The 18103-nt window shown below is 64.1% G+C and carries 21 protein-coding genes and 1 riboswitch; of the genes, 9 read left to right on the top strand and 12 right to left on the bottom strand.

Annotation, left to right across the window (positions count from 1 at the left end; translation table 11 throughout):
• Positions 1 to 241 precede the first annotated feature (241 nt).
• Complete coding sequence (locus AC0L3P_RS20675; RefSeq protein WP_275172436.1) at positions 242 to 865, top strand: outer membrane protein; 624 nt, start codon at positions 242 to 244, stop codon at positions 863 to 865.
• An 86-nt stretch (positions 866 to 951) separates the two neighbouring features.
• On the opposite strand, the gene AC0L3P_RS20670 is transcribed toward AC0L3P_RS20675, so the two are convergent.
• The 4 genes from AC0L3P_RS20670 to AC0L3P_RS20655 form a co-directional block, all read right to left on the bottom strand.
• Positions 952 to 1167, bottom strand: coding sequence for a cold-shock protein (locus AC0L3P_RS20670; RefSeq protein ID WP_092029496.1), 216 nt, complete (start codon positions 1165 to 1167; stop codon positions 952 to 954).
• A gap of 249 nt (positions 1168 to 1416) precedes the next feature.
• Positions 1417 to 2277 (bottom strand): 23S rRNA (adenine(2030)-N(6))-methyltransferase RlmJ, encoded by an 861-nt coding sequence (locus AC0L3P_RS20665; RefSeq protein ID WP_473304522.1) that lies wholly within the window; start codon positions 2275 to 2277, stop codon positions 1417 to 1419.
• Positions 2278 to 2329: 52 nt separating this feature from the next.
• Positions 2330 to 3022, bottom strand: coding sequence for a ribonuclease T2 family protein (locus tag AC0L3P_RS20660; RefSeq protein ID WP_473304518.1), 693 nt, complete (start codon positions 3020 to 3022; stop codon positions 2330 to 2332).
• A gap of 120 nt (positions 3023 to 3142) precedes the next feature.
• A complete protein-coding gene (locus AC0L3P_RS20655) occupies positions 3143 to 3607 on the bottom strand; it encodes a hypothetical protein (RefSeq protein WP_027565385.1) in 465 nt (154 codons plus the stop codon).
• Between the two features lie 182 nt (positions 3608 to 3789).
• On the opposite strand from AC0L3P_RS20655, the gene AC0L3P_RS20650 reads away from it, so the two are divergent.
• Positions 3790 to 4083, top strand: a complete 294-nt coding sequence (locus AC0L3P_RS20650; RefSeq protein ID WP_354208219.1) for a hypothetical protein — start codon at positions 3790 to 3792, stop codon at positions 4081 to 4083.
• Between the two features lie 44 nt (positions 4084 to 4127).
• Positions 4128 to 4658: a DUF3617 domain-containing protein gene (locus AC0L3P_RS20645; protein ID WP_354255190.1), complete on the top strand. Its 531-nt coding sequence runs from the start codon at positions 4128 to 4130 to the stop codon at positions 4656 to 4658.
• A 105-nt stretch (positions 4659 to 4763) separates the two neighbouring features.
• Here the strand turns inward: AC0L3P_RS20645 and AC0L3P_RS20640 are convergent, their stop codons facing one another.
• The 3 genes from AC0L3P_RS20640 to AC0L3P_RS20630 are packed head-to-tail and all read right to left on the bottom strand — an operon-like array spanning position 4764 to position 7438.
• Complete coding sequence (locus AC0L3P_RS20640) at positions 4764 to 6152, bottom strand: ATP-binding protein (protein ID WP_275172441.1); 1389 nt, start codon at positions 6150 to 6152, stop codon at positions 4764 to 4766.
• An 18-nt stretch (positions 6153 to 6170) separates the two neighbouring features.
• Positions 6171 to 6902, bottom strand: a complete 732-nt coding sequence (locus tag AC0L3P_RS20635) for a response regulator (RefSeq protein WP_275172442.1) — start codon at positions 6900 to 6902, stop codon at positions 6171 to 6173.
• Positions 6899 to 7438 (bottom strand): MarR family winged helix-turn-helix transcriptional regulator, encoded by a 540-nt coding sequence (locus AC0L3P_RS20630; protein ID WP_007596846.1) that lies wholly within the window; start codon positions 7436 to 7438, stop codon positions 6899 to 6901. Before AC0L3P_RS20630 ends, AC0L3P_RS20635 begins: the two co-directional genes overlap by 4 nt.
• A gap of 339 nt (positions 7439 to 7777) precedes the next feature.
• Between AC0L3P_RS20630 and AC0L3P_RS20625 the strand changes: the two genes are divergently transcribed.
• The 5 genes from AC0L3P_RS20625 to AC0L3P_RS20605 all read left to right on the top strand — a co-directional run bounded on the left by AC0L3P_RS20625 (position 7778) and on the right by AC0L3P_RS20605 (position 11944).
• Positions 7778 to 8860: a branched-chain amino acid aminotransferase gene (locus AC0L3P_RS20625; protein ID WP_473304513.1), complete on the top strand. Its 1083-nt coding sequence runs from the start codon at positions 7778 to 7780 to the stop codon at positions 8858 to 8860.
• 110 nt (positions 8861 to 8970) lie between these two features.
• A complete protein-coding gene (locus AC0L3P_RS20620; RefSeq protein ID WP_473304510.1) occupies positions 8971 to 9495 on the top strand; it encodes a YegJ family protein in 525 nt (174 codons plus the stop codon).
• A gap of 50 nt (positions 9496 to 9545) precedes the next feature.
• A complete protein-coding gene (gene hisS, locus AC0L3P_RS20615) occupies positions 9546 to 11066 on the top strand; it encodes a histidine--tRNA ligase (protein ID WP_473304507.1) in 1521 nt (506 codons plus the stop codon).
• A gap of 55 nt (positions 11067 to 11121) precedes the next feature.
• Positions 11122 to 11370: a tautomerase family protein gene (locus AC0L3P_RS20610; protein ID WP_354062018.1), complete on the top strand. Its 249-nt coding sequence runs from the start codon at positions 11122 to 11124 to the stop codon at positions 11368 to 11370.
• A gap of 178 nt (positions 11371 to 11548) precedes the next feature.
• Complete coding sequence (locus AC0L3P_RS20605; protein ID WP_275172446.1) at positions 11549 to 11944, top strand: thioesterase family protein; 396 nt, start codon at positions 11549 to 11551, stop codon at positions 11942 to 11944.
• A 13-nt stretch (positions 11945 to 11957) separates the two neighbouring features.
• Here AC0L3P_RS20605 and proC read toward each other — a convergent pair whose 3' ends face one another.
• Complete coding sequence (gene proC / locus AC0L3P_RS20600; RefSeq protein WP_473304504.1) at positions 11958 to 12785, bottom strand: pyrroline-5-carboxylate reductase; 828 nt, start codon at positions 12783 to 12785, stop codon at positions 11958 to 11960.
• Positions 12786 to 12968: 183 nt separating this feature from the next.
• The gene (locus AC0L3P_RS20595; protein WP_018453509.1) at positions 12969 to 13469 is read right to left on the bottom strand and encodes a type III secretion system chaperone family protein; all 501 of its coding nucleotides are present in this window, start codon (positions 13467 to 13469) and stop codon (positions 12969 to 12971) included.
• A gap of 408 nt (positions 13470 to 13877) precedes the next feature.
• A riboswitch (FMN riboswitch) is annotated at positions 13878 to 14037 on the top strand.
• A 76-nt stretch (positions 14038 to 14113) separates the two neighbouring features.
• On the opposite strand from AC0L3P_RS20595, the gene AC0L3P_RS20590 reads away from it, so the two are divergent.
• On the top strand, positions 14114 to 14692 hold the full coding sequence (locus tag AC0L3P_RS20590; protein WP_354208211.1) for a 6,7-dimethyl-8-ribityllumazine synthase: 579 nt from the start codon (positions 14114 to 14116) through the stop codon (positions 14690 to 14692).
• An 82-nt stretch (positions 14693 to 14774) separates the two neighbouring features.
• Here AC0L3P_RS20590 and AC0L3P_RS20585 read toward each other — a convergent pair whose 3' ends face one another.
• From AC0L3P_RS20585 to AC0L3P_RS20575, 3 genes are all read right to left on the bottom strand, one after another.
• Positions 14775 to 15809, bottom strand: coding sequence for a D-alanine--D-alanine ligase family protein (locus AC0L3P_RS20585; RefSeq protein ID WP_275172449.1), 1035 nt, complete (start codon positions 15807 to 15809; stop codon positions 14775 to 14777).
• On the bottom strand, positions 15806 to 16834 hold the full coding sequence (locus tag AC0L3P_RS20580) for a putative zinc-binding metallopeptidase (RefSeq protein WP_473304500.1): 1029 nt from the start codon (positions 16832 to 16834) through the stop codon (positions 15806 to 15808). Before AC0L3P_RS20580 ends, AC0L3P_RS20585 begins: the two co-directional genes overlap by 4 nt.
• A gap of 141 nt (positions 16835 to 16975) precedes the next feature.
• Entirely contained in the window at positions 16976 to 17929 is a 954-nt protein-coding gene (locus AC0L3P_RS20575) for a ribose-phosphate pyrophosphokinase (protein WP_007614838.1), read from the bottom strand.
• Positions 17930 to 18103: the final 174 nt, after the last annotated feature.

The raw sequence follows: 18103 nt of genomic DNA, 5'->3' as shown, positions 1-18103 counted from the left end.
TTAGGCGCTGCGGGGGCCGATTTGAAGTTCCGGCCGTGCGGCACGCACAGGATGGCGGCGCAGTTCCCGGTAACGCTTGCTTAAGCCTGTTAACAGCGCGGTAACCCGGCTTAACAGGCCTTTAACCTAAAACTCTCGATAAATCTTACGCGAAAAAGTCGTGGTTCCGTAACCCTGCGGTTTTGCCTCGCGCGGCGGCGCGGGCATCGCACCGGTTGGGACAGTTGCGTTGGAGTGTGTGATGAAGGGGCTCGTTGTGGGCGCAGCCGCGTTGGCTGCAGTCGGCTGGACGGCTTCGGCAGAGGCCGCCGATCTCAATTACGGGCAGCGTGCGCCCTACACGGTCAATCAGCCGCTCAACGCCTATAGCTGGGCCGGTCCGTATCTCGGTGCCAATCTCGGCTACGAATGGGGCTCGGTGAACAACAATCCCGCAAAACCGTCGGGCTTCGTCGGCGGCGTTCAGGCCGGCTACAATTTCCAGAACGGTCCTTGGGTGTTCGGCGTCGAGGGCGACATCCAGGCCGCCGGTGCCGACGACACTTTCGCGCCGTGGAAGTTCTCCAATCCGTGGTTCGGCACCCTGCGCGGCCGCGCCGGCTACGCCTTCAGCAACGTGCTGTTCTACGGCACGGCGGGCCTCGCCTTCGGCGAGCTGCGTGCACAGACGTTCGGCTGGACGGAGTCGCACACCAGCGCCGGTTGGACCATCGGTGCTGGTGCGGAAGTCGGCTTCGCGCCGAACTGGAGCGCCAAGCTCGAATATCTCTACATCGATCTGTCGACGAGTCAGTTCGCGATTACAGGCGTGTCAAACGGCTATAGCGCCAGCGTTGTGCGCGCAGGCGTGAACTATCACTTCTGATACCCAAAGAAGAAAATACCGGACTACAGCCTCCCGGCCGCTCGCGGCCGGGATTTTTTTTCGCCGGTGTTTTCGCGTCGGACTCGCTAGGACAAGATGACCAAATCGACCGCCTTCGGCCCCTTGCCCTTCTTGTCCGGCTCGACTTCGAAAGTAATACGCTGTCCTTCGGCAAGGTCCTTCAGTCCGGCCCGCTCCACAGCAGTAATATGCACGAAGACGTCGCGGCCCCCGTCGTCCGGTTTGATGAATCCGTAGCCGCGCTCACCGTTGAAAAACTTGACCGTTCCCGTCATGGCCATCGGGAAACTCCCCCTCATTGCTCCTCCGTCGTGACGCAGACGCACGTCACGACATGACCGGGCCTTACGAAGCCCGGGAGCTGGCCATCCTTGGGCAGACCATTCGGTCCGACTGGATCTTTCTTAGGCCTTCACTCCGCCGCAACCATTCGCGGAAGCGGAACGTAAAGCCAGTCACTGAAACAGCATAATACGGTTCTCTGCAGATTGACCACCGCTCCTGCATATTTTTCCCAAGATGCCGGAGTGTTACGGCCTCGGCACCTCTAATCGGAATCTGGCAGCGCCACCCTGGCCGAGCGGCATTTCCAGCTCCGGCAGGATCGTCTTGAGCTCGCCGTGCAATGTGTAAGGGGGATTGACGATCAAGAGCCCGGTGGAGCTGAGGGCTGCGCCGTCGGCTTGCGGCGCTACGCTGAATTCAAGCCGCAGGCATTTTCCCGGCGGCTTTGCGGCGGCTGCGAGCCGCGCCACTGATTGCACCAGCGTGTCGGTGGCGCGTCGGCTCTTGGCGGGATACCAGATTACATAGATACCGGTCGGCCATTTCGCGAAGGCCGCCGAGAAGGCCTCGCCGAGCTTGTCGAACTCGTCCTTGGCCTCGAACGGCGGGTCGATCAGGACGATCCCGCGCCGTTCCTTTGGCGGCACGAAAGCCGGCAGTGCCATCCAGCCGTCGAGGTCGACCACGCGGGCCTGCTCGTCGTGGCGGAGCACGCCGATCAGCGCTTTCCGCGCCTTCGGCTCGAGTTCGCAGGCGACGAGGCGGTCCTGCGGCCGCATCAGGGCGCGCGCGATCAGCGGCGAGCCCGGATAGGCCTTGAGCTCGCCCTTCGGATTGAAGGCGCGGACGATGTCGAGATAGGGCTTGGTCAGCGCCATGGCGTCGTTCGACAGCCGCGCCTGCATCAGCCGCGCGATGCCCGTCAGCCACTCGCCGCCGCGGCGCGCCTCGTCGCTTTCGAGATCGTAGAGGCCGGCGCCGGCATGGGTGTCGATGACGCGGAACGCTCCCGGCTTGTCCTGGAGGTAGGTGATGATCCGCGCCAGCACGATGTGCTTGATGACGTCAGCGAAGCTTCCGGCGTGAAAGGCGTGGCGGTAATTCATGCAAGAGCACTACGCCACGTGACGGCTTGAGCAAAGAGGCACGATGCCTGGGCTACCCGCCCCTGATCGGCGGCATTGCCACCTGGTCGCGGCGGCAGGCGCGGCGGTCGATCTCCTCGCAGGCGCGGAATTGAAGGTCCTTGCTGAGGCAGATGCGGACTTCCGATAGCCGCGTCCGGTTGCAGGTGATCGAGACGGCGGCATTGCTGAGGCCCGGGTTGGCCTTGATGAACGCCTCTTCCACCTCCGCCGGCGCCACGGTCTTGGCCTGCGACAAATCGAGATATTCGGCCGGAAACTTGATCGCGGCGCGCGCCTTCCGGATCGTCTCGAAATAGCTGCGGTCGGCGAGCCCCGAGCAGGTGCCGTGCTTGTCCCACTCGTTGAAGATCAGCCCCGGCGCCGGCATCAGATCGAGCATGGAGGAGACGATGCTGCGGTTCAGCCGCGGCGACGGCCGCTGGCAATATTCCGGAAAACCGTTCTCATATTGCGGCCACAGACCGTGGACCACGAAAGCGTAGGGCCGTCCGCTGCACTGGATCTGCGAACGGCCGCCGCGCTCCGCCGCCTCTTCGCAGAAGGAGGGCGACCACGACAGCGACAGCACATAAAAATCGAATTCGCCGGGCGTGTTCTGCCGCTTGTCCTGGGCCTTGGCGCCACCGGCCAATGCAGCCAACCCGGCTGCAAGGGTCACCGAGATCATCAGGCGGGAGAACGAATGCAATCTGGAATGAAACATGGCGACGCCCCTCAACTAGACTGTGCAGATGAGCCTAGCAGGCGATAGGAACATTTCAAGAACAAAATGCGGGCGACCGTCGTTCGGCCGCCTGATCGGTCCTGATCAGAACTTTTTCAGTTATTGCTTGGCGGCGCGGCAGGCCGGGTTGTAGGCCCAGTTGCGGTCGAGCCCAACCACGCACCATTCGACACCCTGGCCGTAGCCGGCGAAGCCGCCATCCTCGACGATCGAGAAGTGCACCTTGCGCATCTTGCCGTCCGTGAGCATGGCCTCGCCGGTGCAATAGCGGCGAGGGATGTTGTCGGATGCCCAGGGCCGGAACGCGGTCTCGTGAACCGCGGCGAAGCCGGTGATCTTCAACGAGGAATTCCAGAACGAGCTTTCTTTCTCCCAGAACTGGCTGGCGATCGTCGGCAGCGCCCTGTCGCATTCGGAGACGTTGCCGTCATAGCGCGGCCCGCTCAGCCAGAAATTCAGCTCCAGCGGATTGGCAGCCCTGGCCTCGCCGAGCGACAGCGCCCCGAACAGGAGGCCGAGCACGGCGGCGAAGCGGAGCGATTTCAGGAAGGTCGAGGCGCGCATGGATGATCCAGACAGCATGATCTGCGAGGGTCCGACGGTGCCGCGAAGGCCGGAGGAGGTCAAGTGCAGCGCGGCAACACTTGCCGACGAGTTGATCGCAATGCTGCACTAGAGGGGCCTTCCGTTCTTTCCACCGCCGCGCTGGCACCGTAAACTGCCGCCAACCAATCGGAGTGACGGGAATGCGAATCATTGCGGCCGCGGGCCTTCTTGCCCTGGGTATGATGGCGAGCCAGTCGGCGCGCGCCGATCTGCTTCCGGTGCCTCCGTTCAAGGGCAACGACACCGGCGGCATCATCGCCTATTCGATGGCAACCCAGACCGATGCGCGGCAGGTCGCGGTCGATCACTGCGCGCGCTACGGCAAGGTCGCCAAATTCCTGGCGGTGCAGGCCTATGAGGGCGGCTACATCTCGTTCTCCTGCCGCTGGGTGCCCTATGGCGCCGCCGAGCAGCCGATCCGCACGCTCTACTGAGGCGCTTTCGCAACGCCGCTATCTCGCAGCCGGGAGCTTCCCACATGACGCGCAAACTCGCTTTGCTCGGCTCTGCACTTTGCTTCGTCTTGTCGGCAGGCAGCGCTCGCGCTGAAGACCTGCCGGTGCGCAAGGCGGGCCTGTGGGAATTGAAGATGGTCAGGACCGGCACGCCCGTGCCCGAGATGACCATGCAGCACTGCACCGACGAGACCGTCGACAAGGAGATGAACAACAACGTCTCGCCGATGGCCAAGCAGATCTGCGCCAAGCAGGACATCAAGAAGACCGCGACTGGCTATGTCAGCGATTCCGAGTGTAGCGTCGCCGGCATCAGCACGACCTCGCATGCTGAGATATCAGGCGATTTCAATTCGGCCTATACGGTGAAGACGTCGTCGCACGCGCAAGGCGGCGCCGCCGGCGCGGCAGGCCGCGACACGACCATGCAGCTCGAAGCGAAATGGCTGGGGGCCTGCAAGCCGGACCAGAAGCCCGGCGATATCGTGATGCCCGGCGGCTTCAAGATGAACGTGCGCGACATGGACAAGCTGAAAGCGCTGTTGCCGAAGTAGGGAAGATCGTAGCCCGGATGGAGCGAAGCGAATCCGGGGCCGGTGCATCGATCGCGAAGAAAGAATCCCGGATTGCGCTACGCTCCATCCGGGCTACATCACCGGTTACACCGGTATCCGCACGCTCGCCCTTAATCCGCCCATCGGGCTGTCGCCAAGCGTGATGTCGCCGCCGTGCGAACGCGCTATATCGCGGGCGATCGCGAGGCCAAGACCCGTGCCGCCTTCGTCCTGGTTGCGGGCGTTGTCCAGCCGCAGGAATGGCTTGAACACCTCTTCGCGCAGATGGGCGGGAATGCCCGGCCCGTCGTCGTCGACCGTCACTGTCAAATAACGGTGATCGCGCTGGCCGGTAATGGCGATGCTCTTGCCGTAGCGGGCGGCGTTGGTGACGAGGTTGGCGAGGCAGCGCTTGAACGAGGCCGGCTTTACCGTGACCACGGGCAGCCCGTTGAACGCGACGGTCGCCGTGTGGCCGTGGCGTTCGGCGTCGCTGCGCAGCTCCTCGAGCGCTTGCGCCATGTCGGTCGGCTGCGACTGCTCGCCGGAATCGCCCCGGGCAAAGGCGAGGTAGTCCTCGAGCATCATCGACATCTCGTCGACGTCCTTGCGCATGCCCTCCATTTCGGGGCTGTCGCCGATCAGCGCCAGCTCGAGCTTGAACCGCGTCAGGATCGTGCGCAGATCGTGGCTGACGCCGGCGAGCATTGCGGTGCGCTGCTCCATCGTTCGCTCGATGCGCGATTTCATTTCGAGGAAGGCGACCGATGCGCGCCGCACCTCGCGCGCGCCGCGCGGGCGGAAATTCGGCGCCTCGCGGCCCTTGCCGAAGCTTTCGGCGGCGTCGGCAAGTCGCAGGATCGGCTTGATCTGGTTGCGCAGGAATAGCACCGCGACGATCAGCAGGATCGAGGACGTGCCGACCATCCAGAACAGGAAAATCTCCGAGTTCGAGGCATAGGCGGCGCTGCGTTGCGCGAACACGCGCATCACGGCGTCGTCGAGCTGGATCCGGATCTCGACAAGGTTGGAGCGGCCGACCGTGTCGATCCAGAAGGAGCGCCCGATCTGGCGGCCGAGCTGCACCGACAGCGTCTGGTCGAGCAGCGAGAAGAACGGCTTTGGTCCCGGCGGCGGCATGTCGCCGGCCGGGAGGAAATCGACGACGAGGCCGAGGCGCTGCTGCGCGATGCGGCGGATCTGGTCGCGATCCCGGTCTTGCGGATAGCCCTTGTAGACGTCGATCAGCGCGGCGATGTCCTGCACCACGGCGGCCGACAGGCGGCGTGTCACCGTGTTCCAGTGCCGCTCCATGAACACGAAGGCGACCACCGATTGCAGGATCACCATCGGCACGATCATGATCAGCAGCGCACGCGCGTAGAGGCCGGTCGGCATCCAGCCCTTGAAGGCGTTGCCCATCCAGCCATTGGCGGCAGAGACGCGGCCGGCGGCGCTCTTCAAAAGCGTCAGGCCGGTATCGATCGTGCTCATCGGTGGCGCTTCACTTTATTATGGCGAGGCTACCAGCCGATAGCCGATGCCGCGCACGGCCTGGAGGAACAGCGGATTGGCGGGATCGGTCTCGATCTTGCGCCGCAGGCGGTTGATCTGCACGTCGACGGCGCGCTCGTTGACGCTGCCATTGCCGGTCAGCGCGCTGCGCGGCACGGTCTCGCCCGGTGTCTCCGATAAAATCCGCAGCATCTCGCGCTCGCGGTCGGTGAGGTGAATGACGTCTTCGCCCTGACGCAATTCGCCGCGGTCGAGGTGATAAATGTACGGGCCAAACGCGATCTTCTCGACCGCAGCGGCCTGCGGCGGCGGCGCGGCGCGCTTGAGGATGTTGTTGATGCGCAGCGCAAGCTCGCGCGGCTCGAACGGCTTTGCGACGTAGTCGTCGGCACCGATCTGCAGGCCCTCGATGCGCGCTTCGGCTTCGTGCCGCGCCGTCAGCATCACGATCGGCACCGAGGACGAGGTCCGGATGAAACGGGCGAGATCGAAGCCGGTCTCGCCGGGCATCATGACATCGAGGATCAAGAGGTCGAAGTGCAGGCCCATCAGCTTCGCGCGAGCGTCGCTGGCGCTGGCGGCGGTCGAGACGCGATAGCCTTCGCCTGCAAGGAAGCGTGAGAGCAGATCGCGGATGCGGCGGTCGTCGTCGACCAGCAGGAGATGCGGGGCATCGTCGGCGGGGCGTGCCGGCGGGCGTGCGAGCGTGGCAGCGAGCGGCACGGTCACTCCTTGTCCTGATTGACGGTGGCAAAGATCGTCTCGAGCACCTTGTCCGGATCGTCGCGGTCGATCATCGCGCGCAGGAAGCGCTTGACGGTCTCGGCATCCTGCGGCGCCATCTCGGCGAGCGCCTTGGTGATGCGCGTGGTCTGGAGGCCGGCGAGCTTCTGCACCAGCGCCTCGCCCTTCGGTGTCGCAAACAGCAGGCGTTGGCGGCGATCATTGTCGCCGGTCTTCTGCACGATGTAGCCCTCGTCGAGGAGCTGCTTGAGCACCCGGCCGAGCGATTGCTTGGTGATGCGCAGGACGTCGAGGAGGTCGGCGACCTTGAGCCCGGGATAACGATAGACGAAGTGCATGACGCGGTGATGGGCCCGGCCGAAGCCGAATGCCTCCAGCTCCTGGTCGGGATCGCCGACGAAATCGCGATAGGCGAAGAACAGCAGTTCGATGATATCCCAGCGCAAATTGCCTCCGTCGTCTGCGGCCGGCCGCGGCCCGGCAGCGTCTTGAGAAGGAGTCGCGAAATTTATGTCAGGCATATTGACGTATCTTGGTTTGAATGTTACAAAACGATCAGCCCGTACGAAATTTTAGATCGTTTCGCATCGGGTGGGCATCGAAGCAAGGCGGCCGCACAGGGCCGGACAGGCGGCGACGGCCGGAGCAGATCTACCGTGCGATTGTCGAACGGCATTTCGGCAAAACATACTGGACTTCCGTCTTCCGCAAAAGCATGTCCTCGGTGACATGCTGGCCACGGAAACCGGCCGTAACAAGGCTGGCGGCGGTTCGGCCAGAAACCAATCGAGCCAGCCGGGCCCAAATCAGGGCAGGCGGGTGCCAGAACGGCGCCGCCACCGGCAGCGGGAGGCAAGGACATGAGCATGAAATTCGACATCCAGCCCGCATCCAATCCGATCCCCGAGAAGGATCGGGTCGCCAAGCTGGTGGACCCCGGCTTCGGGCGGGTCTTCACCGATCACATGGCGGTGGTCCGCTACAACCAGGCCAAGGGCGGCTGGTACGAGGCGCGTGTCGAGGCCCGCGCTAATTTTCAGCTCGATCCGGCCGGCGCCGTCCTGCACTACGCCCAGGAAATTTTTGAGGGCCTCAAGGCCTACAAGCGCGACGACGGCGGCGTGAACCTGTTCCGACCCGACGCCAATGCACGGCGCTTCAAGGACTCGGCCGACCGCATGGCGATGGCGCAGCTTCCCGAAGACGTCTTCATCGAGGCGGTCGAGCAAGTCGTGCGCATCGACCGCGCCTGGATGCCGGGCGGCGAGGGCAGCCTTTACCTGCGCCCGTTCATGATCGCGAGCGAGACCTTCCTCGGCGTCAAGCCGTCGTCCGAATACATCTTCGCGGTGATCGCCTCGCCGGTCGGCTCCTACTTCAAGGGCGGCCCCGCGCCGGTCTCGATCTGGGTGTCCGAGAATTACACGCGCGCTGCGGTCGGCGGCACCGGCGCCGTCAAATGCGGAGGCAACTATGCCGCAAGCCTGCGCGCGCAGGCCGAAGCGATCCAGCACGGCTGCGATCAGGTCGTCTTCCTCGATGCGATCGAGCGCCGCTACATCGAAGAGCTCGGCGGCATGAACGTGTTCTTCGTGTTCGACGACGGCTCGCTCTCGACGCCGCCGCTCGGCACCATCCTGCCCGGCATCACCCGCGATTCCATCATCGCGCTGGCCAAGGACGCCGGCAAGACCGTGCGCGAGGAGCCGTACTCGCTCGACCAATGGCGCAAGGATGCGGCAAGCGGCAAGCTGAAGGAGGCGTTTGCCTGCGGCACCGCCGCCGTGATCTCGCCCATCGGCACGGTGCGCTCGGTGAGCGGCGATTTCGAGATCAGCGGCGGCGCGGCCGGCCCGGTCGCCATGGGCCTGCGCAAGCAGCTCGTCGACATCCAGTACGGCCGCACCAACGATCCGCACAACTGGATCCGCAATCTGTCTTGATTTTTGCCCCCTCTCTCTCTCTCCGCTCGCGGGGAGAGAGAGGCGCAATGAACGCGACACGATGATCGTACGACAAAGTCCGAGACCTCGAATACCTGGACATCGCGATCATGACATCCACTCTTCCCCAGTCCCTGAAATGGGTGGTTCTTGCCGCGGTCACCGGCATCACCGTATGCGGCATTCTGACCATCGGCCCCAAGCCGGATGTCTCCGCTGAGGGCCGTTCGCCCGTCGTCGACGTGCGCACTACCGATCCGGAGATGAACACCGCGATCGCGCGCGCCCGTGGGACGCTGCCGACCTTCTGGGCCTCCTACGAGGCGCCGAAGCCGTCGGAAACTGGGCATGCCCTGAAGGTGCACTTTTCGACCCGCAAAGGCGGTGAGCACATCTGGATGGCCGACGTGAAGAAGCTACCCAATGGGGCCTATTCCGGCCTCTTCGCCAACGAGCCACGCGATCTGCCCGGCAAGCGGGCAGGCGACAAGGTCGAATTCACTGAAGCTGACATCTCGGACTGGATGTTCATGCGCAACGACAAGATCGTCGGCGGCGAAACCATCAAGCCGACGCTGAAGTCGCTGCCGAAAGCGGACGCGGATGCGCTCCGGGCACGGATGGAGCAGCCGTAAGGAACTAACCGGCAGTTGCCGCTTCGCGCGTCGGCTGGTAAATGCCGCGCATGGCCGAAAAACCCAAAAAACCGCAGAAACTGAAGGCGCGCTTGCCGCGCGGGCTCGAGGATCGCGATCCCGCCGCGATCCGGGCGACGCGCGAGATGGTGGAGAAGATCCGCGCCGTCTACGAGCTCTACGGGTTCGAGCCGGTGGAAACGCCGGCGATGGAATACACCGATGCGCTCGGCAAATTCCTGCCCGACCAGGATCGTCCGAACGAGGGCGTGTTCTCGTTCCAGGACGACGACGAGCAGTGGATCTCGCTGCGCTACGATCTGACCGCGCCGCTCGCGCGCTATGTCGGCGAGCGCTACGGGACCGACGGTCTTGTGTTGCCCTATCGCAGCTATCGCGTCGGCTATGTCTTCCGCAACGAAAAGCCCGGCCCCGGCCGCTTCCGCCAGTTCATGCAGTTCGATGCCGACACGGTTGGCTCGGCAACGCCGGCGGCCGACGCAGAGATCTGCATGATGGCGGCCGACACGATGGAAGCGCTGGGCATCGCGCGCGGCTCCTATGTGGTGAAGGTGAACAACCGCAAGGTGCTCGATGGCGTTCTGGAAGCAATCGGGCTCGGTGGCGAAGAGAACGCGGGCCGCAGGCTGACCGTGCTGCGCGCGATCGACAAGCTCGATAAGTTTCCTGCCGAGGAAGTTCGCAAGCTGCTCGGTCCCGGTAGATGGGATGGCGGCGAAGAAGGCAAAGGTGACTTCACGAAGGGCGCCAATTTGAGCGCGTCGGAGGCCGACGTCGTTCTTGCCATCACCAAACCGCGCCACGATTGGAAGGAGGCGATCGCCGCGGCGGAAACCTATCTCGCCAAGAGCGAAGTCGGTCAGGCCGGCGTGAGCGAGCTGGAAGAGATCGCCAAACTGGTGACGGCGTCGGGTTACGGCGCAGACCGCATCAAGATCGATCCGTCCGTCGTGCGCGGCCTCGAATATTACACCGGTCCCGTCTACGAGGTCGAATTGCTGCTCGACACCAAGGACGAAAAAGGCCGTCCGGTCCGGTTCGGCTCGGTCGGCGGCGGTGGACGCTATGACGGCCTGGTCTCGCGCTTCCGCGGCGAGCCGGTGCCAGCGACCGGGTTCTCGATCGGCGTGTCGCGGCTTCAGGCGGCGCTGACGCTGCTCGGCAAGCTCGACACGAAGCCCGGGTTCGGCCCCGTCGTCGTCACCGTGTTCGATCGCGATCGCGTCGCCGACTACCAGAAGATGGTGGCGTCGTTGCGCAGCGCCGGCATCCGCGCCGAGCTCTATCTCGGCAATCCCAAGAACATGGGCAACCAGCTCAAATATGCGGATCGCCGCAAAGCGCCGTGCGTCATCATCCAGGGCTCGGATGAAAAAGCGCGTGGCGAGGTGCAGATCAAGGATCTGATCGAGGGCGCCAAGGCGGCGGCCGCGATCGCTTCCAACCAGGAATGGCGCGAGAGCCGCCCGGCGCAGTTCTCGTGCAGCGAGGCCGACCTCGTCGCCAAAGTGCGCGAGGTGTTGGCGCGCCATGACGTGAGCTGGGGCTAGCCATTCGCTGACGCCGGCATGCCCGGGCTTGTCCCGGGCATCCACCTCCTGTTTGATGACGCCCGTCAATGGCCGGTGTTCGGCCCCAAGGGAGAGAAAAATGCCTGAGATCACTGTCAGCATGGCCGAAGGCCGCACCGACGAGCAAAAGGCCGGCATGATGCGCGACATCACCCAGGCACTGGTGAAGAACCTCGGCGTCGATGCCGACGCCGTCGTCATCCAGATCAACGAAGCCCCGCTCCGCCACAAGATGAAGGGCGGCAAGACGTTCGTGGAGCGCGCGGCGGCTGCGAAGAAATAGTCACCCCTGTAGCTGCAAACGCAACTGTCGTCCTGGCGAAAGCCAGGACCCATTATCCAAACGGCAGTTGTTGCAGCAGGTCGTGGTTTAGACCGCGCATGACAATTTTCAGTCGGGGTAATGGGTCCCGGATCGGCGCTCGCTTTGCTCGCTTGTCCAGGACGATGAGTGAGGTCCCATGGACGCTCGTGACTTCATCAAGGTCGGCATGAGCGCCGAGCGCACGCTGGTGGTGCCGGTGGAGCGCACGGTTGGGCATTTCGTGCCCGGCATGCCGATGGTCTATGCGACGCCGATGATGATTCTGGAAATGGAGATGACGTCGGGCGACGCGATCCGCAGCGCCCTTCAGCCGGGCTGGGTCACCGTCGGCACCGAGGTCGACATCCGCCATCTTGCAGCAGCCCTCGTCGGCGCGACGGTGCGGACCAGCGCGAAGGTCTTCGCAGTCGAGCGCCGCGTCATCCGCTTCGAGGTCGAGGCCTTCGAGGGCTCGCGCAAGCTCGGCGAAGGCCGCCACGCACGCGGGCTCGTCAATGTCGCGATGTTCAACAAGCGGCTGGGGGCGACGTAGTCCCGCGCTCTAGCTACTTCGCCAATTCCTTCGACCGCTGCGTCGCCGCCGCGATCGCGCGGATCATCAGATCGCGCAGGCCGGGCTCGCCCATCAGCACGCCGAGTGCCGCGGCCGTGGTGCCGCCGGGCGAGGTGACGTTCTGGCGCAGCGTGCCGGAGGCAAGCTCCGACTGGTGGAGAAGTTCACCCGAGCCGGCGACGGTTTCGCGCGCGAGTTTTGTCGCTAGCGCCTCGGGCAATCCCGCCTCGACGCCGGCGCGCGCGAGCTCTTCGGCAAGCAGAAACACATAGGCCGGGCCCGAGCCGGACACCGCAGTCACCGCGTCCATCAGGCTCTCATCGTCGACCCATTCGACCGAGCCGGTGGCGCGTAGCAGCGCATCGGCGACCGCGCGTTGCTGTGCGCTGACATTGTTCGCGGCGACAGCCACCGTGATGCCGCGACCGATCGCGGCCGGTGTGTTCGGCATCGCGCGCACCACCGCGCCGCCGCAGATCTCTTGAAGCGAGGCGATCGTGGTTCCCGCCATGATCGACACCACGAAGGTCTTGTCCGAGACGAATGGCTTCAGCTTGGCGCCGGCCTCGCGGAACATTTGCGGCTTCACCGCGATGACGAGCGTCTCGACCTGGCCCGCCGTCGTCACATCAGGATTGAGCGCAACCCCCTTGCCGGCAAGCGCGGTGATCTCGGCCGAGACGTGCGGATCAATCACCGCGACGCGGTGCGGATCGAGCCCTCCCGAAAGCCATCCGGTCAGCATCGCGCCGCCCATCTTGCCCGCGCCGGCGAGCAGGATGGTGCCGGTGATGTTCTCGAGAGTGCTGTTGCTCGTCATAGCCGTTGCCACCGCCGTCGTCCTGGCGAAAGCCAGGACCCATTACCACGGCTGGTTCTAGTGGAAGGATGGCAGGGCAACAAGCATCGCGAGCTACACAAAGACCTCGCGGTATGGGTCCTGGCTTTCGCCAGGACGACGATGGAGAAAGCTGGGCTCGCTCGCCGCCTCGGGAGAGTGCGCTTACGCCTCGCCCACCGTATCGAACATGGCCGCGTCCATGGCTTCCGTCGTGGACTTGCCCGCCCACACCACGAACTGGAACGCCGGGAAATAGCGTTCGCAGGCGTGGATGGCACCGGCGAGCATGGCTTCGCACTGCCCGGTGGAAGCGATGAGCCCGCCCGGCAGCACCAGGGCCTGCCTGTGCATGATCATGCCGGTGGTGGTCCACAGGTCGAAGTGCCCGACCCATAGCTGCTCGTTGACGGCGGCCACGAGCCGCTGCACCTCCGGTCGCCGCGCAACCGGAATCTTCATGTCGAAAGCGCAGGCCAGATGCAGCGCCTCGATCTCGCCCATCCAGGTGAAGGAGATCTGATAGTCAGTCCATTGTCCCTTGGAGACAATCGTGAGTTCGTCTTCGCCGGAGCGTTCGAACGGCCAGTTGTTGCTGGCAGCGATATCCTCGACCACCGCGAGCGGATGGTTCTTGGAATCGATAGTGCCTTCGAGCAGGGACATGCCGTCTCGACCTCTTGCCTTTTTGTTGTCTTTGATACGCACGCGGTTGGTCCGGCGCGCGCTCCCTTTAAATTCGTTAAGGCGATCCCTCGGAGTCGCTGTCGCGATCTCCTCGGATCAAGCGCGGGCTTGTCGCGGATCAACTGATGTGATTTGCGGAATCTGCGCAACTGGCTGCCGAGTCCGTCCACAAGCCAGGACTCGTTCGTCCACAGCTCATCTCGGCCACAATTATTAACGGGAAGAACAAATCGGAATCGGATTCGATGGCCCGCCAATCGTTAATTCCGTCGCGTGCCCCTGGACCGCCATGGCGGCATGGGACCATGCGGTTTTCCCATGCGGAACCCGCTTGCCGCGGCCCCCAACCGGCGTCATATTTCGGTCAGGCCGTTCATTCCGGACGGCCGATGTTCTCAGGGCGGGGTGAAAGTCCCCACCGGCGGTAAGGGCCGTAAGGCCTAAGCCCGCGAGCGCCTTCCTCCAAGTCTGTTGCTGAGGGGAAGGGTCAGCAGATTCGGTGCAACTCCGAAGCCGACGGTTAAAGTCCGGATGAAAGAGAACGGTCGGTGGCAGACGCATCGCAGGATGCGGCTGTTTGTCGTTCCGTGTGCCCTGATTCTGGTCCTTAACTGAGGAAAGCCATGAATCAGATGTTGCAAGACCCCCAAGCCGAAACTTCCAAGGCCGAAATTTCCCAACCAACCCAAACGCCACCGCCGGTTCCGCAGGATCCGGCGCCCGAGCACCCGCGCTTCGCGAAACCGCAGCGGGTGGCCTTCGTGCAGGCCTGCTGGCACCGCGACGTGGTCGAGGAGGCCCGTATCGCCTTCGTGAAGGAGGCGGCAGCGCGCCACCTCAATCATGTCGACGTGTTCGAGGTGCCGGGCTCGTTCGAGATCCCGCTGCATGCGCAGATCCTCGCCAAGACACGGCGCTACACCGCGATCGTCGCGGCCGGCCTGGTCGTCGACGGCGGCATCTACCGCCATGAGTTCGTCGCCGACACCGTGATCAAGGCGCTGATGGACGTGCAGCTGCGCACCGAGGTGCCCGTGTTCTCCGCGGTTCTGACGCCGCAGCAATTCCACGAAACCGAGGTGCACTACGATTTCTTCCGCAAGCATTTTGCGATCAAGGGCGTCGAGGTGGCGGCCGCCTGTGCGGAGACATTGCTCGGGCTCGAACGCCTGCGCGGCCAGGTCGCCGCGGGAATCGCGTAACGCAGCGCAACGACCATCCCTCATCCCGAGGGGCGCGAAGCGCGTCTCGACGGATGAGGGGCGATCGCCGCCGTGTTCGTCATCAGCCGAGCGAGACCCCCGCCTTGGCGCGGCTGATTCCGAGGGCCAGGATGCGCTGCAGGAGTGCCGGATATTTGAGTCCGGCATGTTGAGCCGCTGTGGCGAACTCCTGGCTCTTCGCAATCTCGGGATTGGGATTGGCTTCGATGAAATACGGTGTGCCGTCGGCGGTGAGACGAAAATCGATGCGCGCGTAGCCGTCGAGGCCAAGCGCCCGATAGATGCGTTTCGCGGCCCGCTGGATCCTGGCGGTCACTTCCGGCGCCAGATCCTTCGCTGGCCCGTCGACGATGCCGACCTTCTCCTGATAATCGGTGTCGTGCTTGGCCTTCTCGGTGGCGATGTGCCGTGAAGAGCGGCCGCCCATGCTGCCGAATTTCAACTCCCAGATCGGCAGAACGCGTAAGCGGTTGTTGCCGAGCACGCCGACGTAAAGCTCTCGCCCCTCGATGAACTGCTCGGCGATGGCGGCGGATTCGACCCGCTCGTGGATAAAGGCGACCCGCTCCGCCAGCTTTTCGTCGGTGTCGACGATCGAGGCTTGCGAGATGCCGAACGAGCCATCCATGTTCAGGCTCTTGACGATCAGCGGCAGCGCAAGACGCGTCGGGCGTTTCACCTTGCGGCGCATCGGGAAGACGGCAAAGGCCGGAGCGGCGATCCGGCGGTGATGCACCAGCGTCTTGGACAAATCCTTGCCGCGGGCCAGGGTCAGGCCGCGCGGATTGCACCCGGTATAAGGGACCTTCATCAGCTCGAGATAGCTCGCGATGTGCTGGTCGAAGGCGACGTTGTTGTGGAATTCCTCCAGCAGCGTGAAAACCACGTGCGGCTTGAACTCCTCGATCGCCTCGCGCACCGGCTTGATTTCCTCCTGCGCACCGAGCGGTCGAACCTCGTGGCCGGCTGCGCGCAAGGTGCTCACCACGTCGTATTCGGTTTTCCACGCATTGATCTCCTGCGGGCTGTATCCGTCGGAGGAGTCCGGGGGCAGGAAGTCCGGATGCATGAGGACCAGGATGCGGAGACGTCTCATAGCGCGATCCATTTTCGCTGAGACGGGCCAAACATCGTGTGCATCGTCTTGGCGGTCACGAGGACGATGAAGTCGAGAACGAGCTTCTGTTCGGGGCCGACGGCGCGCAGATCGAGCTCGCGACAGCGGGAGATCATCTCGTCAAGCACGGCATCGAGTGTAAGCTGATTCTCGCCCGTCCATCGCGCCACCAGCTGCCTGATATGGGCGCGGTGTCGCCGGATCAGGGCCGAAGCCGGCTTCGACCGGTGATGCCGTGGATCGGCTGAAAACAGCCGGGAGAGATCGCGGTCGTAGGTCTTGGGGGGCGTGAAGGCGTAGAACGCCTGCTTCTTCTTGTAGTGCTCTTCGAGCGTCTGGCTGAGCCGACCCAGCGTATCGACACGCTCCCGCGTCGTGACCGGCGGCCGCTTTCCCGCGATCTCGCCCATCAGCTCGTCGACATATTCGAGCTTCTTTAGCGCCGGCCAGCCGGCATATCGCGTCCGCCAGTTCGAGCGCGGCCGCAGCCACACCGCAAAGGTCTCGGCGAAATCCTCGTCCGGATGGCTCTGCGCGTACCACAGCCGCAGATGCTGGACGTAGCGCCGGCTGGCTGGATTGGGCCGGTAATAGCGCGGGTAGTGTTTCGACGACGGGCCGAACAGTTGCTGCCAGCGCCGGCGGCGCTGTAGCTGGTAGCCGTGCTGTATGGCGTGGCCCGCTTCGTGACGGAGGATGGCCATGCATTCGCGCCAGGTTCCACCCTCGACGTCGAACATCATCTTCTTCTCGAGCTTCATCAGGCGGGGATGAGCGAGATAGAACGGAATGGCGATGCCGGGAACGCCGCCCGGACTGAACCATTCGCTCGACATCCATGTGTGCGGCCGCAGCCGGATATCCCGTTCTTCCAGCTCCTCGTAGAGCGTGCTGACGCAGTCCTCGAGCCAGGTGCCTTCGACCGTAACCCTCAGGCTGGAGAGGCGTTGCTTGAGCAACTCGTCATCCGACAGCTTGTCCCAGGCAAATTTCCGGCGTGGCATCGGGCATCCAGAGGGCAGAGATGACTCGGGATTCGGATGATGTCATGGGCGGTCGTTGGCAACAACCCGGGGGCTGCCTCGTAAGGGACACGGTAGACGCTCGCACTCCCTCCGCCCGCAAGCGGCCAGAGGCGGAAAAAATCAGTCGAACAGGCTCGACACCGACTCTTCCGCCGCGGTGCGCGCGATCGCGTCGGAGATCAGGCTGGCGATCGGCAGCGTGCGGATGTTCGGCGCCTTGCTCACCGCATCCGTCGGCAGGATCGAGTCGGTGATCACCAGCTCCTTCAGCCTGGAGTTTGTGATCCGGGCGGCCGCGCCGCCGGAGAGCACGCCGTGGGTGATGTAGGCGTAGACGTCCTTGGCGCCCTTGGCGATCAGCGCGTCGGCCGCGTTCACCAGCGTGCCGCCGGAGTCCACGATGTCGTCGATCAGGATGCAGGTGTAGCCGGCGACGTCGCCGATCACGTTCATGACCTCGGATTCACCCGCCCTCTCGCGGCGCTTGTCGACGATCGCGAGCGGGGTGTTGATGCGCTTGGCGAGGCCGCGCGCGCGCGCCACGCCGCCGACGTCGGGCGAGATCACCATCGTCCTGGAGAGGTCGAACTTGTCCTTGATGTCGCGCACCATCAGCGGCGCCGCGTAGAGGTTGTCGGTCGGGATGTCGAAGAAGCCCTGGATCTGGCCGGCATGCAGGTCGAGCGTCATGACACGGTCGACGCCGGCCTGCGTGATCAGATTGGCGACGAGTTTTGCCGAGATCGGCGTGCGCGAACCCGATTTGCGGTCCTGCCGGGCGTAGCCGAAATAGGGCAGCACCGCGGTGATGCGGCGCGCCGAGGAGCGGCGCAGTGCGTCGGTGATGATCAGCAATTCCATCAAATGGTCGTTCGCCGGGAACGAGGTCGACTGGATGACGAAGGCATCCGAGCCGCGCACGTTCTCCTGGATCTCGACGAAGATCTCCATGTCGGCGAAGCGCCGTACCACCGCCTTGGTCAGCGGCAGGTCGAGACCCTGCGCGATGGCCTGCGCGAGAGCCGGATTGGAGTTGCCGGCGACGAGCTTGATGGAGCCGTTCTTGGCCGACATGGACGCTTCCTCCCGCGCTTTGCTGGACACGATGTTCAACATCAAACAATACCCACTCGAAGCACGGTTACGACGGGCGAGGAAATATCAGGCCGGGGGCTGCGATGGCAACCCGGGAGGCTACGTTTTCCCTGCGAAATCCTGAGTCCGGCCAACGGTTTGGCTGGAAGTTGG

It is taken from the genome of Bradyrhizobium sp. WSM4874, assembly GCF_055811835.1.
Note: the sequence above shows the minus strand (reverse complement) of the source record. Positions and strands in the feature narration are given on the sequence as shown.

What these genes read in the sequence shown, in the direction of transcription:
- AC0L3P_RS20610 (WP_354062018.1), top strand. Translation starts at nt 11,122, where the DNA reads ATGACGCCCGTCAATGGCCGGTGTTCGGCCCCAAGGGAGAGAAAAATG.
- AC0L3P_RS20605 (WP_275172446.1), top strand. Translation starts at nt 11,549, where the DNA reads ATGGACGCTCGTGACTTCATCAAGGTCGGCATGAGCGCCGAGCGCACG.
- AC0L3P_RS20595 (WP_018453509.1), bottom strand. Translation starts at nt 13,469, where the DNA reads ATGTCCCTGCTCGAAGGCACTATCGATTCCAAGAACCATCCGCTCGCG.
- AC0L3P_RS20585 (WP_275172449.1), bottom strand. Translation starts at nt 15,809, where the DNA reads ATGAGACGTCTCCGCATCCTGGTCCTCATGCATCCGGACTTCCTGCCC.
- AC0L3P_RS20665 (WP_473304522.1), bottom strand. Translation starts at nt 2,277, where the DNA reads ATGAATTACCGCCACGCCTTTCACGCCGGAAGCTTCGCTGACGTCATC.
- AC0L3P_RS20645 (WP_354255190.1), top strand. Translation starts at nt 4,128, where the DNA reads ATGACGCGCAAACTCGCTTTGCTCGGCTCTGCACTTTGCTTCGTCTTG.
- AC0L3P_RS20625 (WP_473304513.1), top strand. Translation starts at nt 7,778, where the DNA reads ATGAGCATGAAATTCGACATCCAGCCCGCATCCAATCCGATCCCCGAG.
- proC (WP_473304504.1), bottom strand. Translation starts at nt 12,785, where the DNA reads ATGACGAGCAACAGCACTCTCGAGAACATCACCGGCACCATCCTGCTC.
- AC0L3P_RS20655 (WP_027565385.1), bottom strand. Translation starts at nt 3,607, where the DNA reads ATGCGCGCCTCGACCTTCCTGAAATCGCTCCGCTTCGCCGCCGTGCTC.
- AC0L3P_RS20660 (WP_473304518.1), bottom strand. Translation starts at nt 3,022, where the DNA reads ATGTTTCATTCCAGATTGCATTCGTTCTCCCGCCTGATGATCTCGGTG.
- AC0L3P_RS20630 (WP_007596846.1), bottom strand. Translation starts at nt 7,438, where the DNA reads ATGCCTGACATAAATTTCGCGACTCCTTCTCAAGACGCTGCCGGGCCG.
- hisS (WP_473304507.1), top strand. Translation starts at nt 9,546, where the DNA reads ATGGCCGAAAAACCCAAAAAACCGCAGAAACTGAAGGCGCGCTTGCCG.
- AC0L3P_RS20590 (WP_354208211.1), top strand. Translation starts at nt 14,114, where the DNA reads ATGAATCAGATGTTGCAAGACCCCCAAGCCGAAACTTCCAAGGCCGAA.
- AC0L3P_RS20620 (WP_473304510.1), top strand. Translation starts at nt 8,971, where the DNA reads ATGACATCCACTCTTCCCCAGTCCCTGAAATGGGTGGTTCTTGCCGCG.
- AC0L3P_RS20640 (WP_275172441.1), bottom strand. Translation starts at nt 6,152, where the DNA reads ATGAGCACGATCGATACCGGCCTGACGCTTTTGAAGAGCGCCGCCGGC.
- AC0L3P_RS20575 (WP_007614838.1), bottom strand. Translation starts at nt 17,929, where the DNA reads ATGTCGGCCAAGAACGGCTCCATCAAGCTCGTCGCCGGCAACTCCAAT.
- AC0L3P_RS20650 (WP_354208219.1), top strand. Translation starts at nt 3,790, where the DNA reads ATGCGAATCATTGCGGCCGCGGGCCTTCTTGCCCTGGGTATGATGGCG.
- AC0L3P_RS20670 (WP_092029496.1), bottom strand. Translation starts at nt 1,167, where the DNA reads ATGGCCATGACGGGAACGGTCAAGTTTTTCAACGGTGAGCGCGGCTAC.
- AC0L3P_RS20675 (WP_275172436.1), top strand. Translation starts at nt 242, where the DNA reads ATGAAGGGGCTCGTTGTGGGCGCAGCCGCGTTGGCTGCAGTCGGCTGG.
- AC0L3P_RS20580 (WP_473304500.1), bottom strand. Translation starts at nt 16,834, where the DNA reads ATGCCACGCCGGAAATTTGCCTGGGACAAGCTGTCGGATGACGAGTTG.